This window comes from Streptomyces sp. NPDC048659, from assembly GCF_040650575.1.
Lineage (GTDB): Bacteria > Actinomycetota > Actinomycetes > Streptomycetales > Streptomycetaceae > Streptomyces.
Window position 1 is genome coordinate 17,325 of sequence record NZ_JBEZHM010000049.1, and the last position, 15,826, is coordinate 33,150.

20 protein-coding genes are annotated in these 15,826 nt (G+C 71.0%); 1 reads left to right on the forward strand and 19 read right to left on the reverse strand.

Annotated features, from left to right (window positions below; all coding sequences use genetic code 11):
- Nucleotides 1-45: 45 nt before the first annotated feature.
- The 18 genes from AB0C99_RS29820 to AB0C99_RS29905 all read right to left on the reverse strand — a co-directional run bounded on the left by AB0C99_RS29820 (nucleotide 46) and on the right by AB0C99_RS29905 (nucleotide 12,768).
- Complete coding sequence (locus AB0C99_RS29820) at nucleotides 46-939, reverse strand: hypothetical protein (protein ID WP_362481539.1); 894 nt, start codon at nucleotides 937-939, stop codon at nucleotides 46-48.
- A gap of 102 nt (nucleotides 940-1,041) precedes the next feature.
- Entirely contained in the window at nucleotides 1,042-1,755 is a 714-nt protein-coding gene (locus AB0C99_RS29825) for a hypothetical protein (protein WP_362481541.1), read from the reverse strand.
- Between the two features lie 128 nt (nucleotides 1,756-1,883).
- On the reverse strand, nucleotides 1,884-2,114 hold the full coding sequence (locus AB0C99_RS29830) for a hypothetical protein (protein WP_362481544.1): 231 nt from the start codon (nucleotides 2,112-2,114) through the stop codon (nucleotides 1,884-1,886).
- A 323-nt stretch (nucleotides 2,115-2,437) separates the two neighbouring features.
- Nucleotides 2,438-2,881 (reverse strand): hypothetical protein, encoded by a 444-nt coding sequence (locus AB0C99_RS29835; RefSeq protein WP_362481547.1) that lies wholly within the window; start codon nucleotides 2,879-2,881, stop codon nucleotides 2,438-2,440.
- Between the two features lie 61 nt (nucleotides 2,882-2,942).
- Nucleotides 2,943-3,338: a hypothetical protein gene (locus AB0C99_RS29840; RefSeq protein WP_362481549.1), complete on the reverse strand. Its 396-nt coding sequence runs from the start codon at nucleotides 3,336-3,338 to the stop codon at nucleotides 2,943-2,945.
- Nucleotides 3,339-3,988: 650 nt separating this feature from the next.
- Nucleotides 3,989-4,258, reverse strand: coding sequence for a hypothetical protein (locus AB0C99_RS29845; RefSeq protein ID WP_362481552.1), 270 nt, complete (start codon nucleotides 4,256-4,258; stop codon nucleotides 3,989-3,991).
- A 115-nt stretch (nucleotides 4,259-4,373) separates the two neighbouring features.
- Nucleotides 4,374-4,763: a DUF3263 domain-containing protein gene (locus AB0C99_RS29850; protein WP_362481554.1), complete on the reverse strand. Its 390-nt coding sequence runs from the start codon at nucleotides 4,761-4,763 to the stop codon at nucleotides 4,374-4,376.
- Nucleotides 4,709-4,861, reverse strand: coding sequence for a hypothetical protein (locus tag AB0C99_RS29855; protein WP_362481557.1), 153 nt, complete (start codon nucleotides 4,859-4,861; stop codon nucleotides 4,709-4,711). Before AB0C99_RS29855 ends, AB0C99_RS29850 begins: the two co-directional genes overlap by 55 nt.
- A gap of 43 nt (nucleotides 4,862-4,904) precedes the next feature.
- Complete coding sequence (locus AB0C99_RS29860; RefSeq protein ID WP_362481559.1) at nucleotides 4,905-6,248, reverse strand: N-6 DNA methylase; 1,344 nt, start codon at nucleotides 6,246-6,248, stop codon at nucleotides 4,905-4,907.
- Nucleotides 6,249-6,367: 119 nt separating this feature from the next.
- Nucleotides 6,368-7,372, reverse strand: a complete 1,005-nt coding sequence (locus tag AB0C99_RS29865) for a hypothetical protein (protein ID WP_362481562.1) — start codon at nucleotides 7,370-7,372, stop codon at nucleotides 6,368-6,370.
- On the reverse strand, nucleotides 7,369-7,656 hold the full coding sequence (locus AB0C99_RS29870) for a hypothetical protein (RefSeq protein WP_362481565.1): 288 nt from the start codon (nucleotides 7,654-7,656) through the stop codon (nucleotides 7,369-7,371). The genes AB0C99_RS29865 and AB0C99_RS29870 overlap by 4 nt, the downstream gene beginning before the upstream one ends.
- 80 nt (nucleotides 7,657-7,736) lie before the next feature.
- Entirely contained in the window at nucleotides 7,737-8,219 is a 483-nt protein-coding gene (locus AB0C99_RS29875; protein ID WP_362481568.1) for a hypothetical protein, read from the reverse strand.
- 36 nt (nucleotides 8,220-8,255) lie between these two features.
- Complete coding sequence (locus AB0C99_RS29880; RefSeq protein ID WP_362481571.1) at nucleotides 8,256-8,945, reverse strand: cell envelope biogenesis protein OmpA; 690 nt, start codon at nucleotides 8,943-8,945, stop codon at nucleotides 8,256-8,258.
- A 570-nt stretch (nucleotides 8,946-9,515) separates the two neighbouring features.
- Nucleotides 9,516-10,280 (reverse strand): hypothetical protein, encoded by a 765-nt coding sequence (locus AB0C99_RS29885; protein ID WP_362481573.1) that lies wholly within the window; start codon nucleotides 10,278-10,280, stop codon nucleotides 9,516-9,518.
- A gap of 100 nt (nucleotides 10,281-10,380) precedes the next feature.
- The gene (locus tag AB0C99_RS29890; protein ID WP_362481576.1) at nucleotides 10,381-10,953 is read right to left on the reverse strand and encodes a hypothetical protein; all 573 of its coding nucleotides are present in this window, start codon (nucleotides 10,951-10,953) and stop codon (nucleotides 10,381-10,383) included.
- Nucleotides 10,950-11,672 carry a hypothetical protein gene (locus AB0C99_RS29895; RefSeq protein WP_362481578.1) on the reverse strand — a complete coding sequence of 241 codons (723 nt, stop codon included), beginning with the start codon at nucleotides 11,670-11,672 and terminating at the stop codon, nucleotides 10,950-10,952. Before AB0C99_RS29895 ends, AB0C99_RS29890 begins: the two co-directional genes overlap by 4 nt.
- 197 nt (nucleotides 11,673-11,869) lie before the next feature.
- Nucleotides 11,870-12,244, reverse strand: coding sequence for a hypothetical protein (locus AB0C99_RS29900; protein ID WP_362481580.1), 375 nt, complete (start codon nucleotides 12,242-12,244; stop codon nucleotides 11,870-11,872).
- A 230-nt stretch (nucleotides 12,245-12,474) separates the two neighbouring features.
- Nucleotides 12,475-12,768 (reverse strand): hypothetical protein, encoded by a 294-nt coding sequence (locus AB0C99_RS29905; protein ID WP_362481583.1) that lies wholly within the window; start codon nucleotides 12,766-12,768, stop codon nucleotides 12,475-12,477.
- A 369-nt stretch (nucleotides 12,769-13,137) separates the two neighbouring features.
- Here AB0C99_RS29905 and AB0C99_RS29910 point away from each other — a divergent pair, with 369 nt between their 5' ends.
- A complete protein-coding gene (locus tag AB0C99_RS29910) occupies nucleotides 13,138-14,775 on the forward strand; it encodes an ADP-ribosylglycohydrolase family protein (RefSeq protein ID WP_362481586.1) in 1,638 nt (545 codons plus the stop codon).
- A 316-nt stretch (nucleotides 14,776-15,091) separates the two neighbouring features.
- Here the strand turns inward: AB0C99_RS29910 and AB0C99_RS29915 are convergent, their stop codons facing one another.
- A complete protein-coding gene (locus tag AB0C99_RS29915) occupies nucleotides 15,092-15,616 on the reverse strand; it encodes a LuxR C-terminal-related transcriptional regulator (RefSeq protein ID WP_362481588.1) in 525 nt (174 codons plus the stop codon).
- Nucleotides 15,617-15,826: the final 210 nt, after the last annotated feature.

Consider the following 15,826-nt stretch of genomic DNA (forward strand, 5'->3'; position numbering starts at 1 on the left):
GACGGTGCCCTGCCGCTCGGCGGCAGGGCACCCGGATAGTCGGGATCAGGCCGGGACCTCGGAGCGGGCGAACGCCCTGGGGCCGGAGGGCCAGACGGCGCTCACCTGCTGGCGGTGCAGCAGCTCGGTCAGGTCCTTGTCGGGAGCCGAGGGGAGCAGCAGGACCCGGCGCGGCTCCGCGTCGAAGTAGCGGGCCAAGTCGTGCAGTTCTCCGATGGCTTCCCGCACGACAGGGCGGGCAGCTGTCGCGCGGGCCACCACGAGCTCGTTGCGGGTGAGGTCGTACAGGTCGACGTGGAGTTCGGCGATGGTCCCGGCCACCTTGACTCGGAAGCTGGACAGCTTCGCCTGGTACGCCCACCGGGCGTAGCTCTCGTAGGCCCGCAACAGCCTGCCCGCGGCCTCCTCGGCCGGGCTGGGATCGGCGGCCCTCATGACGGTGCCGAGGCCGAGCTGACGGACGGTGTTCAGTTCCGCGATGGGGTCGGCGGTGCCCAGGCCCGTCGGGGCACCGTTCAGCGGCAGCAGCCGGAAGACGACGGCCCGTCTGACCTGCTGGGGCCGCCGTGCGTCGAAGGGAGCATCGGCGTAGACGACCGGCACCTCGGGGTCCAGCCGGTACTGGCCCAGGTACTGGGCCGGTCGTCCGTGGAGCTGGAGGAACACGCGCAGCGCCCGGCCGTCCTGCTCGTGTTCGACGACGGAGCGGTTTCCCTGCGAGAGCGTCTGGTCGGTGCCGTCGAGTCCGCCCTCCCCGCCGAAGTGCAGATGAGTGCCGGTCCAGCCGTCGAGGCAACTGGCTTCGGCGTCCGGGGTGATGAACAGGTGGACGTTCGGGCTCTGCTTCGACGGGCTGATGCGGGAGTGGATGCGGCCGCCGAAGCGGGCGTGGATGTCGGCGCGGTCGATGTGCTCGCCGGGGATGAGGTCCCAGGACACGGGGTCTCCTTGTAACGGGCTGTGCTGGAGGTGGAGTTTCGTGGCACGGCGCCGCCGGGCTGTCCGCCCGGCGGCAACGGTCCGTCTCCGGCGGGCCGGACGTCAGCGACGGCAGTCGATGCCGACGACCAGGAAGTCGGCGGGCAGGGCGTCGATGTAGGCGTTCGCGTGGTCGTGGTACGCGGTGCTGCCCGTCTCGGCGTCGTCGTCCGAGTTCAGGTCGGCCGGGTCTGCGGTCCACGTGCCGTCGAGTTCGAGGAGGATGTGGCCGGGGACCGCCCGGCGGCGTGCCCTCGCGATGAACCCGGCCCGGTCCAGGCTGATCAGCGCCACCTCCCCGCGCCGCTGCCGCGGGCCCGCTTGGCCCAGCCCGCCCTGGATCTTGGCCAGGGCCTTGAGTCGGGGCTGCTCACGGAAGGCGATGTGCGCTCGGGGGGAGTGGCTGCCCCACTGCTCTGCGAACATGGCCCACGGCTGGGCGGGGGGCATCCCTTCGGTGGCGTGCGCCCAGGCGTCGTAGAGGTCGGCCGCCTGCGCCGCACGCTGGTCCCGCAGAGCTGCGAGGTCGAGGAGGCTGAGGACGCCGCCTGCGCACCGGCCGGGGTCTTCTGTCGCGGACCGTACGAGGCGAGGGTCGTCGACGGGCGCTCCGGCAACCAGCGGAAAATGGCTGGCGTACCGGCCTTCGGAGATCAGGTAGCTGGCGGAGTCGTCGTCGTCGGCTTCCTCGACAGCGCACAGTGCTCGGGCGGCGAGGGCGTAGGCGGATTCGGCGGCCCGCGGGGGCAGGCAGACCAGGACGTGTCGTGAAGTCATCGGGGCGGTCCGTTCGCGGAGGAGCAGAGAGCGTCGACCCAGGAGCAGGCCGTTGGAGGCGAGCGCGGCTGGCCGAGCGATATTCAAAGAATACCTAATCTCGTAGACTTAAGCAATCGCTGAGGTGCTTAACGCCGCCGACTCCGAGGGATGTCGAAGGGGCGGCCGATGTGCCAATGAGGCTGCCGCCCGCTGTACTGGCACTCATAGGCGACCTTGGGGTGCTTCCAGGGAAACTCGCGCGCCAGCCGATCCGCGGCCTTCTGTGCTGAGTCCAGCGACGTGTACGGCCGCTTGTCGAGGCAGGCGCGCTTGCGGGTGGCGGACACCTTCGTGCGCCGCAGCGCGGACTTGCCCATCAGGCGCCCCCTTCCGGTGCACACCCCTGCGGCCGGCTAGCGTCCGAAGGCCGGCCCGAGGTCCTCGGCTCCTCTGCCCGGGAGGTTCCGGGGGCAGGCGGCAGCAGTACCTCTTCCCGATGCCGGGTGAAGTGCGTGCGGCGGTTCGGGAGATCACTGTTGCCCGGGAGGGCGAACCCCCGGGCCCAGGGCCGCGGCGTCCGGTCGGGCTTCGTGTCGTCCATGGTTCCCTTCAAAGTGAGGCGTGAGCGGGACCTGCGGGCCGGCAGGCCCCGCCTGGGGCCCGGGGCCCAGGCGGGGCCCCGAACCCGAGATGAGGTGGACTATGCGTAGTAGCTCGCCATCATCCACTCCGGCTTCATAGCGTGCGGACGCAACTCCAGCACGGACAGCGCCCGCGCCAGGGGCTCGTCGTACTGCGAGACGGCGCTCATCGCCGCGAGGTCCAGGGGGAGCGGCTTCCAGTCGGCCTCGCGGACGGTCGCGGCGAGGATGTGACCCGAGTCGTCCGGGCCGAGCGAGTACGTCCGCAGCAGCAGTCCGCCCAGCCCGAAGGCCGCCAAGCGCTCCTCGGCTGCTCCGGCGAAGTAGTCGCCGTGGTTCTCCTCGCGCATGGCCTCCGTCGCCCACGAAACCCGAGGCATCAGCCAGGATTCGCCATCGGCGCTGTGCCAGGTCAGGTCGCTCGCCAGCCCGGCCCAGCCGTCGGCCGGACCCCCCAGGCGGTACCCGTACATCAGGGCTGTGTGGTTCTCGATGGCGCCCATGGCGTCCTCCGTGTTCGTGGTGCGGTCGGTCCGGGTCGAGCGATGGGGAGGGCGGGTGGGATCAGGTCAGCGCCTTGTAGATGCCCTCCGCCTCCTCACGGAAGTACTCGCACGCCTCGACGTACATCTCCTGCCGGGCGTTGGACACGTGGGTTCCCATGCCGCCCGTCACTCCCCTGCCGACCGTCGCCTCCGCCCTGGCGATCGCGTCCTGGAAGACCAGCGAGGCGTGCCTGAGCGCGCACTGTCCGACGACGTCGGACCACATCTCGATGAGTTGCTGGCGCAGCTCCAGGCCCTTGAACAGGCCCGACGTGTTGATGATGCCCGGGTCCATGCCCTTGTACCGGTCCCAGTGCTCGGCCAGCTTCTTCTTCTGGTCCTCCCGTGCCCGCTGGGCCCGGCCGGAGAGGCGGTCGTGAATCTGGGCGGCTCGCTTGCTAGCGGCGGAGGTCATCGTGGTCTCCCGTGGGCGTTGGGGTGGGCGGTCACCAGCGGCCGGCCCGTCGGGCGACCGCTGGTGTGCCCCCACACTACCCACATTCATAGAATTAAGCAACGCCTGATCGGTGGTGTGCTCTGACCCACCCCTCAGCTCGCCGAAGGTCGCGGGGGCACCCACTTCTGGGCTGCGGGGCTCCAGCGGGCCTGCGAAAAGACCCTGTTGAGGTCCGGCATGTAGTCGGCCCCGTAGTCCACAGCGTCGGGCCGGGGCTCAACTGGCACCCACCCCTCGCCGGGGCGGAGCTCGGCGAACCAGCAGAAGCTCACTGCGGCGCCCTCGCCGGGAACGAGGCCGGTCCACACGCCGCCGCCGCCGTGGCCGTGTCGACCAGAGCAGATGGCCTGAGGGAGGCCGGTCTGCGGGCAGTGGCTCTCCCAGCAGCCGGCGGCGTGCTCCGTGCCGACCTGCGCGCCGCAGCCGATGCAAGGCTCACCGCGAGAGAGGGTGAGCTCGGTCGCCATCAATGCCCCCCGCCCAGGAGGTGTGAAGGGGGGAACGCACGAACGCGTCCGGTCGGGGTGGAGTCGATGCTCGACATGAAGGCACCTCTTGACGTTGGGGGAGCGGGCGGGGCGCGGCTGCGCCCCGCCGGGCGATTGCCGCTACGCGGCGGTGCGGAACTCGACGCACGCCGGGAAGTCCGGCTTGATGTCCGGGCCTCGCCGACGCTGAACCTTGATGGCGCACTTCATGCGCGCCCTGCCGTCTCCGGCCACCCGTTCCACCAGGAAGGCGCACGCCCCGCAGCGGGAGATCGGCGTGGTGGTGCCCGGCTCTAGTAGCGGCTTGCGGGTGGCCGGGTGGATCCCACGGTCCAGCTCAATACGTATCGCTCCGCGGCCGACAATCGCCGGCGGAATGGTCAGGCTCATATGACTTCGTTCCTTCGAAAGGTGCTGGTGGGGTGGGGAGGGGGAGGGGTCTGCCCGGGCGGGGCATCCCGCCCGGGCGGCATCGCGGGGGTCGGACGCGGTCGATGTGGCCGTGCTACTGCCGGGCGATCCGCTTGCTCTCCCGCACAGCCCGGAGGCGATTGACCATCACGGGGTGGCGGGCGAGGGCTGCTTCGCTGTCCAGCAGCCCGTTGAGCAGCTGGTAGTAGCGCGTCGGCGAGATACCGAGGTCCGCTCGGATCGCCGCTTCCTTTGGTCCTGAGGCGACGGCGGTCGACCTGGGCCAGTATCGGTACTCGAAGTCCAGGAGGGTGGCGTCGCGCTCGCCAAGGGCCAGTCTGGCCGTGGGGGCACCCTCGGTCTCGGGTCGGCGGCCGTTCGCGCCTTCCGGCGCTGCCGGGGGCGGGGGGACGGTGTCCGGTGGCGTGCTCAATGGGTGCTCTGCCACTCGCCGAGGCCGATGGCCACCACGACGGCCAGGCACATCAGTTCGGCCTGGCTGTAGATGAACATCGCCGCGGCGGTCATCCAGGCGAGGTAGCGGAAGGCGTCCAGCACGATGTTCGCGGTGTTCTTGCTCAAGGGGGATCACTCCACTGGGAAGGTGGGCCGCTGCGGCGCACACTCAAACTATAAATGAACTCGTAGTGTTAAGCAATATTGGAGCTGGATTCGCCTCCCCGAGATGCGTTTCGAGTCCCCGGCGCAGGCGGTCGAGTGCCAGTCGCTGGTGAACCGCTTCCTCGATCGCTCTCCACACCAGACCTTGGGACGGGTCCTCCGGCACTCCGGGCTCGCCACGGTTGCCGCGGATGGCGATCACGGTCTCCCCCTGCGGCGGCCTCGCCCGGTGGACCATGATCAGCGTGGGCGTCCCATGGCCAGGGATGTACGCCCCCGATGTGTCGATCACCCAGGTCAGGTCCAGTCGGGAGAGGTAATGCTCGATGTACTTCTTGCCGAACTCGCGCTTCATGAACGAGTTGGCCGTGAGCTGCGCGATCGTTCCGGCCGGCCGGGCCAGGTTGGTCATCAGGGCGGTGAAGGGCAGCGCGAGGCTGTACTTGCCGCTGCACACCTGCGGGTAGGCGCGCCGGATCTGCTCGCGCACCTGGGCGTCGCGGACCGTGATGTAGGGCGGGTTGCCCACCACCGCGTGGTAGTGGCCCGGCTGGAGCAGCGGCTCGTCGGTGTCGAGCAGTGCGTCGGCCGCGGCGACCTGCACGGGCCAGCCGGCGGGCACGGCCGCGATGGGGCCGCCCAGGATGCCGGCGGTCGTCGCGAGGAGCCGGTACCGCGTCAGAGCGGCTGCGTAAGGGTCGAGGTCGACGCCGTGCACGGCCTGGAGGGCGCGCTCCAGGGAGCGTGCGACCGTGGCCCCGGCGTAGGGGGCCCGTCCCCGCGGCCGGTAGGCCCGGACACGGTGGAGGGCGGATACCAGGATGTGCCCAGTCCCGCAGGCGGGGTCGATCATCCGGACGCGGTCGGCGCCGACGTCGTCGAGCGCCGACTCGAGGGAGAGGTCGAGCAGCAGCTCCGCGACCCAGGGAGGGGTCTGGCACAGCGCCCTCGACTTCCGGGCGTCGGCCGACAGCGCCTGGTAGGCGTCTCCCAGGCGGTACCCGTCGATGCGATGACCGTCGTCACGGATCGGTGCGCCGCTCCACAGCCGGGCGATCAGCTCCCAGCCGGCCGGGCTGATCGGGTTCTCCCAGAGGGGGACGACCTGCGGGTCGGCGAGCGGTTCGAGCGCCGGGTGCGAGCCGGCCAGCGCGCCCAGGACGTGCCTGGTGTGATCAGGGCCGGCGCCGCCCTGGCCCGGCGCGGCGACGAGGCCGTGCGCGGTGGCGTGCTCGACCAAGGCGGCCGCGTGGGCCCAGGAGACTGCGGCCCTGGCGCCGACCTCGCCGGTGAGATCGGCGATCAGGCGTTCGCAGGCCCGGGGGGAGAGTGCTGCGGAAGAAGACACGGAGTTCCTTTCACTCGGAGGCGGTCTCCGCGCCGGATGGCGCGCGGAGACCGCCTCCGGGCTGTTCAGGTCGATGTTGGGAGAGCCCGTTCACGCGGCAGGCCCTGAGACGGGACTCCTCACGCTCCGGCTGCTCTGGTGCTGATCGTGCTGATCCGGGCGGTACGGCGGGTGTCGACGCCTCGGCCCTTGGGGCCGTTGACATGTGCCTTGACCCGGACCTTGATCTTGGGGCAGGTCCCTCCGGCTTCGACGATGGCCTTGTGGTCGCGGGGGTTCGGGCAGCGCCAGCTCCACCGGGCGTCGACGCTCCAGCGCAGCGTCTCGTCGGCCCACCTGCGGTCGTGCTCGGCCGGTACGTGCTCGCCGGTGAAGCGGGTCGCGGCCTCGCGGATCACGCGGACCGGCCGGAACTTCACGCGGAGCTTGCGGCCCTTGCCGGTCTTCTGCGTCACGGTCTGTTCGTCGTGCTCGAACGCGGGCCGCAGCGACCAGAACGCGAGGAGGAGGCCGACCAGGATGGACGCCGGTGCCGCGCCCCAGTGGGGGTGGTGTCCGTAGCTCTGGATCTTCGTACTGACCTCGGGGACGGCCAGGATCATGGCGTTGGGGCTGTAGGGGCTGCGGGCCCAGTGGAAGGGGAGCAGAAGCGGGGGGAGGGCCTCGTACAGGTCGGGTGTGCTGGTGAGCGCGGTCACGGACAGCTGGAGCTGGTCTCCGCTTCCTTCGGATTCCCAGGCCAGGCCGTGAATAGGGAGTTCGGAGGCGGCAGTGATCGGGACGGGGAAGTGCACGACGCCGACCGGCGCGGGCGCCTCGTCGGTGTTCTCCAGGAGGTAGCCGTCGGGGCTGGTGACCAGCTCGTGGTCGGTCATGGCCGTGGTGAGGGACGGCGAGGCGACCCACACCTGCGCCTGTTCGAGGTTCTTGGCCATCTGGAGGACCCGGTCCCGGTGAAGTTCGACGGCCCGCCGGTCGTCCCCGAAGTCCTCGCTGGTCCGGCTCAGGTGCATGGCCTGGATGAAGTCCAGGGCCACGGGCAGGCCGCGGACGGGCTTGCCGAAGAAGTCGGCGAGGTCGGCGCGCATCTGCTCCGCGGCTTCGGCGCTGTCCTCGATGCTCACGCGCTCATCTCCGCGGAGAGGATCAGCTTGCCGATCCGGGCGGGGTCGAGACCGTGGGCCTCGAACAGGCTGATGAACAGCGCGGTGACCAGGTCTGCGTCGGGCTGTTCGCGCAGCGGGAGCACGTGGCCGCAGTTCGCGCAGTGAAGCTGGACCTCGTCGGTCTGAATGTCGGTGATCTCCATGCGCGTTGCGCTGGGGCTGTCGGCGTCGACGATGTTGATCCATGCCGTGGCGGCGATGGAGGGGGTGGTGTCATCGCACTTCGGGCAAGGGCCGAACACGATCGGTACCTCCTGGAGGTGGCTGGCGGGTGGGGGGCAGCGCCCGGCCCGGCGGTGGCCGGGCGCCGTGTGCGGATGGGTCAGCGGGCGGGCTGCTGCTCCGGAAGCTCAGCGACCTGCTGCCCAAGGGGGGTGCGGAAGGGGTAGTGGACTGCACCGGAGACGCCCGTGTCGCCGTCGGTCGGCTTGGGGGTCCCGTTCGCGTCGCGGTATTCGGCGAGTCCGAGGTCGACAAGGGAGCTTGTCGTCTGCCAGGTCACGTTCGGCGCCAGGCGGCCGCTCGGTTCCACGCGGCGGGTCAGGGCGTACAGCTGCGGTGTGCTCAGGACGGCTCTGCGGCCCTCCACCGTGATGAATACCGGCCTCGTGGTCTCGGCCAGCGCGTCCTTGACCGAGAGGCGGTAGCCGTCGCGGTCCGTGCGGTAGGCGTACTCGTCGGTCAGCAGCGCGTGAAGGATCTTCTTGCTGATCTTGTCGGGCAGCCGGCCGTTCGGATCGGCGCACGCGGCCTTGAGGTGCTGGACGGCCCTCGGCGTCGGGGGTTCGGGGGAGGTCGTGGTCATGGGAGGCGTCTCCGAGTTCTCGGGGCGGGCGGGGTGTTACAGGCCCAGGGCGCTGATCAGGGCCCGGAACCGGTCCAGTTCGGGCCGGGGGTTTCTCCGGATGGTGCGGACGCGGAGGACAGGCACAGCCAGGTCCACCCCGAGCAGCACGTTCGGCCGGTCCGGGGCCGTCTTGATCCGGTAGTGGGCGGAGTCGATCATCCAGGCGTCGAAGTCGTCGGCGGGGCGGCCGGAGCGGGCGGAGTGGCCCTGGTCGGGTGCAACCTCCAGGCAAGGGCAGCTGGGGTCGTCGCACGGACGCCCCGCCGGATGCCTGGCCAGTGAGGAATTGGTGCGGTACGTCGCGGCGCTCCCGTTGAGCATGGGGCACCGCAGCTTGCTGTACGCCAGGCACTCCGGGTGGAGGGCGGGTTCGGGTGCGAAGCCGACCCGGACGTCCATCGGTCGCACCGCCAGGCAGAAGCGCTCCTCCAGCTCTTCTCCGCAGACCTGGCACAGGCGCTCGGTCAGTGCCTGCTGGGCCCTGACGGCGTCGATGGTGCCGAAGGCGGAGTGTCCGCCGTGCTGGTAGGAGATCCACGGGACGACGAGTCCGCCCACGAGCTGCCGGGAACGGCACCGGATGGGTACCGAGGGGCCCGCGGCCTGGACCGCGCGCCCGCCCGAGGCCGGGCACGGCGGTGGGGCGGGGTGTTGCGAGGAGGCTTCGACGATGGTGCTGGGCATGAGGATTCCTTCACGCTGGCGCGGGGCTGAGGCTGGCGATCAGCGGCGGCGCCGCCAGGCCGGACATGGGCACAGGGCTCGACGGTCGCCGCGCGCGCGTCCGTGGACGGATCGGCGGCACAGCAGAAACATAACATGCATTCATAGACTTAAGCAATCTCGTTCAACTCTTCGGCCCTGGCGGCGCACCGGGTGATGCCGGAATGCCGACGGCGCTCCACCGGGACGAAGCGACCTCGGCCCGCCCTGGAGGGATATCGGCTGGCGGCCGGTTCGGCGCGGAAGTCCGCCCATCGGCCGGCTGCCGCGCGCACCGGGCGCGTAAGTCCGGGACCCGGGACGGCCTCCGCCTGCCCGGAGCCAGCCGCGCACCCCTCGGCCGTACATGGGCTGACGGAGCGTTGGCCGCTCGCTCGAGGTCGGCCCGCTGCCCAGCAGGGGGCGCACCGTGCAGGGCGCCGCAGCCGACTACGTCGCGAGTTCGACGCCGCGGTGCGGCCCCGGGTGAAGCCGGCTGCCGGGCCGATCGGCGCGCCGCCGCACCGGCACTGCGGAGGCGCGCCGAGGCCGTCAGGCGGTGACGTGGAGGGCGCCGTCGCCCGCCAGGGCCACCGCGTAGCCGCGATCAGCGAGAAGCGCCGAACACAGGAGCCGCACCCCGCCCTCGATCCAGAGGCTCGGACCGACCGCTACGTGCGACTCCCACCACGACACGGTCACCGTCGTATCACTGCTCTCGACCGCGACCCCGACCGCCTGCGGTTCGCTCCAGTCGACCATCCGGACATGCTGGGCGAGCAGGTCGCGGACGGCGGCGGCACGGCGCACCGTCGCTTCCTTCCGCTCGCGGGCTGCGCCCCGCAGTTGGTGGGCGACCTCCGGGTCGACGGGCCGGAAGACCGTACTGCCGGAACCCGCGGAGGTGATCACGATCGCCCCCGTGGGCCCGGCCGCGACGCGGGAACTGCCGACCGCAGTGGCCAGCTTGAGGAGCTCGGAACGGCGAGAGACCTGCGCCGTGCCGCCGTCGGCCCCCTGGCCGACCGTCAACCGGAGGTAGTGGTCGTGCTGGACGGCCGCCAGGGCATGGCGGGCGTCGGAGAGTCGACGCCCGAGCTCGGCGGCGCCTGGGCCCAGGCCCGTCGCGTACGCGTCCAGGCGGCGCACCGCCTCGGCGTCGGTGTCGAACGAGCCCCGGCCCTGCTCGGCCTCCTGATGCACCGATCGCCGGATCCAGTCGATGATCTCGCCGAGGTACGGAGCGGAGAAGGGGGCGCTGCGCAGAAGGCCGAGAAGGTTGTTCGCATCGGTTTCGGGCGTGACGGGGCTCGGCATGGCGTACTCCAGGGGATGGATGGTGGAGCGCGGGGGCGAGCGGCGGGGAGCGCGCCGCCGCCAATGCCGTGACCATATATGAACTCATAGCCTTAAGTAATTAATGGCCCAGGAGGTGCCTCGCATCCACCAGGCGCCCGGCGCGGATCTCCTCCAGGCCGGTCCAGCGGGCACACAGCGCCATGACCTCCTGCGAACCGTCGGGCAGCGCCAGCCGGATCGCCTCATGGGTGAAGGTGCGAGCCAGGTACATGCTCTGCGGCCTCTCCTGGGCCACCAGGGGTGACGATGGCCGGGTGGCCCGGTCCTTTCGGTAGCGCGCGTTCTCATTCAGGAGGAACGGGCAGCCGGCCGCGGGGTGGGTGGCGGCGAAGACCGCGCACGGTACGCACATCGGTGGATCCATCGCGAGGTGGTGCTCGACCACCTGCGGCCCTCCGATCACCGCCCGCACCAGCGGCAGTGGTTGCCCGCACAGGCCGCACAAGTGCTCGATGATCGCCTTGGCCCGCCGGGGCCCGTTCAGCTCGGTGAAGTCCGGCGCCCCGTCGGCCCCCAGCGCGGTGACGAAGCTGATCGGATAGCCGCGCGCGTCCTTCGGCCGGGCGGCGATCGGATCCGGCAGTTGAGCCGCGAGGCGGCGCTCGATCGCTGAGCCGGAGTCGGCGCTCACACTTCCTCCCCGCGGTGGGCCTCGATGAAGGCGGTCCACGCGTCGTGTTCCTCGCCGGTGAAGATGAGCGCCGGAGCCTGTTCGGACAGACCGAAGCAGGTGTCGCACTCGGGCGGGACGGAGATGCTGGCGTCGTCGGAGACCCGCTCGGACAGCCATCGCCCGCAGACCGCGGGGGCACCGCCGGCATCGAACGCCCCGACGGCCAGGTGCAGCTCCCCGCCGTCCGCGCTCAGCCCCGGAGTGACCGGGACGAGACCGGCCGCGGCAACGGGGGCTGGCGCATCGCCGCCTGCGGCATCACGCGCTTCCTCGGCCTGGACCTGCAGAGCGCCGCCCAGAAGCCGCAGTGCGTCGTCCACGTGCCACAGGCTGAGGTGCAACAGGGCGCTGACTGCTCCCCGGATGCGGAGGTCGGCTTCGTCGGGCGCGGGGTGCGGCGTGAACCGCTCTCGTTCGGCGAGGAGGAGCAGGAGCAGCCGGCCGCCCCCCTGCCCTTGGACCCGGGCGTCCAGGAGATGGGCGAGGCTGGTGAGGCCGTCCCGGACGGCGGCCGCGACGGCGGCAGAGTTGCCGAGGTCGGCCCGGTTCAACAGTCCGCTGTCCAGGAGGGCGGACTGCACGGCGTCGGCTCGGCGCGCGTCGTCCCGGGGCAGGGGAACGGCCAGGGCGTCGATCAGTCGTTGGGCGTCCGCACGGGAGTCGGCGGGAGTACGCATGGTTCGGTGTTCCTCTCGGTCGGGGCGGCTGCGGTCCTTCAGGGACAGGGCCGCCAGACAGTGCCGCGGTAGGCGTGGCCGGGGTATCCGGCCCGCGCCTTCGCCAGGTGGTCCTCGTACGTGCGGGCCCCGCACTTGCACGTCATGGCTCTCTCGTCGTCAGGGGGCGCCTGCGCGCCCGGACGGTGGCGGCCGGCCTACAGCGCGGGGGCGTGATCGGCCAGCCATTCCTTGGCGGCGATCCGGTGGGCGTTCTCGGGGAAGGCCAGGTAGAAGTCCAGCAGCCCCCTGCTGCGGGCGGCCGGATCCCCGTACGGGAACAGGTCGTAGGTGAGCTTGTACTCGGCGGAGACTCCGGTCATGCGGCGCTCGCGGAGGCTGTAGGTGCGCGCGATCGTCAGCTCGACGTCCTCGGCCGCCGCCAGTGTCGGGCAGACCATCAGCGCGTACGCCGCGCACCGCGGGTGGACCGGGGGCTCGATGTAGAACGCGGCGTTCGGGCCGCCGATGAACACCAGGCGGCTCGTCGCCTTGATCGCCCTTCCGCAGATCCCACAGAGGCGCTGCGACATCAACTCCCGCTGGCGGGGCGGGCACTGGTCGCCGAACGCGGCCGTTCCACGGCCGGGCTCGCACGGGCACACCACGTGCTCGCCCAGTTCGGCGCTCAATCTGACGGCCAGCTGCCCGTCACCAGCGCCGGGCTCATGCCAGGGCGTGTTTCTGGGGACCGGACGCCCGGCGGTGTTGCGCGGGAGCCGCGCGACGTTCGGCGGCATGGGTATGGATCGCCAGTGAGCGGTCAAGGCCGTTCCTCCGTTGGAGAGTTGGGCGCCTGCTGGCGCGTGATGTCGCTTCCCCCGCCCGCGGGGTCTGCGATGACGCTCGCACTCAGGGCGAGCACCACGGAGTCCGCCACCTCTTCGGCGAGTTCGGCCTTCGCCTCGTTGCGGGCGATGCTGTGGTCGGTGTCTCCGTAGTCGGGCTTCGGGGCCGGCGCGTACCAGGCGACGGCGTCAACGGCCGCCCGTACAGCGGCCGCGAGCTTGTCGCGGTCCGCCTCACGGACGAGTCGATCCAGGTCGGGGACGAGCATGACGTACTCCGGTGTCTGATCTCGGTGCGGCACAGCTCCGGCTGGCGCCCGGGGCGACAGCCCATCTGCGAGGAGCCGGCCTGCCGCTCGCGGATCTGCAAGCCGCAGAGTGCTCCGCTGAGTCACAGGGGCATCCGGGGACTCTTCGTCGCCCCGGACGATCTAAACCATATGCAGACTCATAGCTTTACGCAACCTCGCCAATGTTCTTGACGTGCAGCGTGACGCTATGACAACTTGTCAATGCGTCGCGGCGGACAGTCCGCGGCCCCCGCCCGGCAGTTTCCCGCGCCGCGCCCCTTCCTTCCCGGCTCCGCCCACGTGCGGCCGCCGCCCCAGGCCCCAGCGGCCCCGCAGAAAGAGACCTCCATGCGTTCTTCCTCCGCCTCCCCCCGCCCCTACGCCGACCTCGGGCCGTGGCCCGCAGACGCCGAGCCCGCGCCGAGCCTGGACGAGAAGGCCATGGACCGCGCCGCCGGCGTCGTCCTCGGCGCGGCGTCGGGCGACGCGTTGGGCGTCCCGTACGAGTTCCAGCCCAGCATGAGCGACAGCCGGTTCCCGGAGATGAAGGGCGGTGGCCCCTTCAACTTCGCCCCCGGTGAGTACAGCGACGACACCCAGATGCACGTGTGCATCGCCGAGGTCGCCGCGACCGGCGCCGATCTGCGCACCCCGGAAGCACTGGACGCGATCGCCACGAACTTCCTTCGCTGGTACGGCAGCGGACCGGCCGACGTGGGCAACCAGACGCGAAGCGTCCTGAGCGCCACGGCGCGCGGCAAGGGGCACTCGCCCTCCGAGGTGATGCTGGCCGTCTCCCGCCGGTACGCCGCCGCCAACCCGAGGAGCAGCGCCGGGAACGGCTCGCTGATGAGGACCGGCGTCGTCGCGCTCGCCTACCTGGACGACGCCAACGCCATGGCCGAAGCCGCGAGGCTGGTCAGCGAGCTGACCCACGCCGACCCCGACTGCGCCGAGGCGTGCATCCTCTGGTGCTCCGGTATCAGGACCGCCGTCCTGACCGGCACCTTCGACGGTGTCCGAGAGGGCCTTGAGCTCCTGCCCGACGCGCGCCGCAGCGTGTGGGCGGCTCGCCTGGACGAGGCCGAGGCCCACCCCCCGCGCCACTTCCAGCGCAACGGCTGGGTGGTCGAAGCCCTCCAGGCCGCGTGGTCCGCCATCGTCCGCACGCCGGTGCCCGAGGACCGGCCGGAGCAGGGCGGCTTCGCCGCGCAGCACTTCCAGCTCGCGCTGGAGGCCGCCGTGCGCAGCGGCCGCGACACCGACACCGTCGCCGCCATCGCCGGTGCCCTGCTCGGCGCGCGCTGGGGCAGCTCGGCCATCCCGCTGGCTTGGCAGCGCAAGGTCCACGGCTGGCCGTCCAACACCAGCGCCGACCTCGTCCGTCTCGCTGTGCTGACGGCCCGCGCCGGGCAGAGCGACCGCGACGGCTGGCCCTCCGCACCCCGGGTCACCACCCCGCTCTCCTCGGGCAAGGCGTTCTCCGTTCAGCACCCCCGCGACCCCGGGCTCTTCCTGGGCAACCTGGCCCTGACCGAGTACACCGGTCCCGCGCCGGTGGACGCGGTGGTCTCCCTGTGCCGTGTCGGCTCCGACCCGATCCTGACCGGCGCCGATGTCGAGCACTCCCGCGTGTGGCTGGTCGACAAGTCCGGCGCGAACTCCCACCTCCACTTCACCCTCGATCAGGCCGCCCGCGAGGTCCTGCGGCTCCGGCAGGAGGGCAAGCGAGTCCTGCTCCACTGCGTGGCCGGACGAAGCCGCACCCCCGCCATCGCGGCCCTGTACAGCCACCTCGCCGACGGCGTTCCGCCCCTGGACGCGCTGCGAGAGGTCAACCGGGCGCTCGGCAACTACTGGACGCTGCCGAACCACCCCGAGATGCTCGACGCGGTCTTCCAGCTCGCCGGTGAGGAGCCCCAGCGGGCCGCCTTCCGCCAGGCCCGGCGGCCTCGTCGGTGGCGCGAGCTGATTCACCGTCGCTGAAACGCAGTGCAGCTGAGCTGCGAACGGGGTGTGGCCCCCAGGGATTCTTCCGATGCTGTTGGCGAAATGCTTGAGGGCCCGCCCGGCATGGGCGGGCCCTCGTTTCTTGTGGTGTGGTGCGTGACGAGGCTGGTCGGCAGCCTGGGCGACGTTGGTCGGCAAGGGCATGCCAGCGCGCGGCCCGGTACCGGGTAACTACTGGCAGAGTCCGGTGTCGTGGGCCAGGAGATCGAGGCAGTTGCTGATCATCCACCGTGCGCCTGACCGTTGTTGGCTCCGGATTGGGGAGCACGTGTTGCGGCCGAGCAGGAGCCGGCTAGGCGCCTTCGGTCTCAGTGGCCGTGTCGTATACGCGGGGGTACGCGCGGTACAGCTCGACCACACCGGCGAGGTTCTCGAAGCCGAGCTTGTCATAGATGCGCTGGCGGTAGGTCCTCACCGACTTCTCCGAGAGGCCCGTCACTTCGATGATCTTGACGGTGTTGGCCCCTGTCCCGAGCAGCTTGGCGATCGACCGCTCTTGGTTGGTCAGCGCGTCCGCCTTCTCGTAGGCGGCTGCTAGGTCGGCGGCCGTGTACTCGAAGCTCGCCATCGTCTCCGCGGTGGTGGAGAACACTACTGGGCCGAAGTTGTACAGGGCCACGACGTCGTCGAAGTTCTCGTAGCCGATCGTCTTCAGGATGCTCTCCTTCGCCGTGGCCACGGCTTCCTCCGAGAGGTTCACCGCTTCGGCGACCTCCGCGGTGCTCGATCCCGTTGCGATCAGCTTGACGATCGACCGCTCTTGGTCGGTCAGCTTCCGTGCGCGCACGCCGGCTGCTACGTAGTCCTGGCTGGTCATAGGGCACTTCTCCCTTGCCTTGGCGTTGGTGCTGTGTGGCCGCAGGTGCGGCATGATCCAGTTTGTGGGCTCAGGGGTCGTCGGCGGAGGAGATCGAGACTTTCAGTGGAATGGTCCCTCGGTGGGGAGGACGGTTGCTCTGCGTACGGCCTGTCGCAGTGGCGGCGAAACGGTCTGACGTGCGGTCAGCGGCCCTGGGAGCACCAAGGG

Coding starts and splice junctions, on each gene's coding strand:
- AB0C99_RS29885 (WP_362481573.1), bottom strand. CDS start 10,280: ATGCCGAGCCCCGTCACGCCCGAAACCGATGCGAACAACCTTCTCGGC.
- AB0C99_RS29895 (WP_362481578.1), bottom strand. CDS start 11,672: ATGCGTACTCCCGCCGACTCCCGTGCGGACGCCCAACGACTGATCGAC.
- AB0C99_RS29840 (WP_362481549.1), bottom strand. CDS start 3,338: ATGACCTCCGCCGCTAGCAAGCGAGCCGCCCAGATTCACGACCGCCTC.
- AB0C99_RS29880 (WP_362481571.1), bottom strand. CDS start 8,945: ATGCCCAGCACCATCGTCGAAGCCTCCTCGCAACACCCCGCCCCACCG.
- AB0C99_RS29830 (WP_362481544.1), bottom strand. CDS start 2,114: ATGGGCAAGTCCGCGCTGCGGCGCACGAAGGTGTCCGCCACCCGCAAG.
- AB0C99_RS29900 (WP_362481580.1), bottom strand. CDS start 12,244: ATGTCGCAGCGCCTCTGTGGGATCTGCGGAAGGGCGATCAAGGCGACG.
- AB0C99_RS29875 (WP_362481568.1), bottom strand. CDS start 8,219: ATGACCACGACCTCCCCCGAACCCCCGACGCCGAGGGCCGTCCAGCAC.
- AB0C99_RS29905 (WP_362481583.1), bottom strand. CDS start 12,768: ATGCTCGTCCCCGACCTGGATCGACTCGTCCGTGAGGCGGACCGCGAC.
- AB0C99_RS29845 (WP_362481552.1), bottom strand. CDS start 4,258: ATGAGCCTGACCATTCCGCCGGCGATTGTCGGCCGCGGAGCGATACGT.
- AB0C99_RS29910 (WP_362481586.1), top strand. CDS start 13,138: ATGCGTTCTTCCTCCGCCTCCCCCCGCCCCTACGCCGACCTCGGGCCG.
- AB0C99_RS29825 (WP_362481541.1), bottom strand. CDS start 1,755: ATGACTTCACGACACGTCCTGGTCTGCCTGCCCCCGCGGGCCGCCGAA.
- AB0C99_RS29915 (WP_362481588.1), bottom strand. CDS start 15,616: ATGACCAGCCAGGACTACGTAGCAGCCGGCGTGCGCGCACGGAAGCTG.
- AB0C99_RS29835 (WP_362481547.1), bottom strand. CDS start 2,881: ATGGGCGCCATCGAGAACCACACAGCCCTGATGTACGGGTACCGCCTG.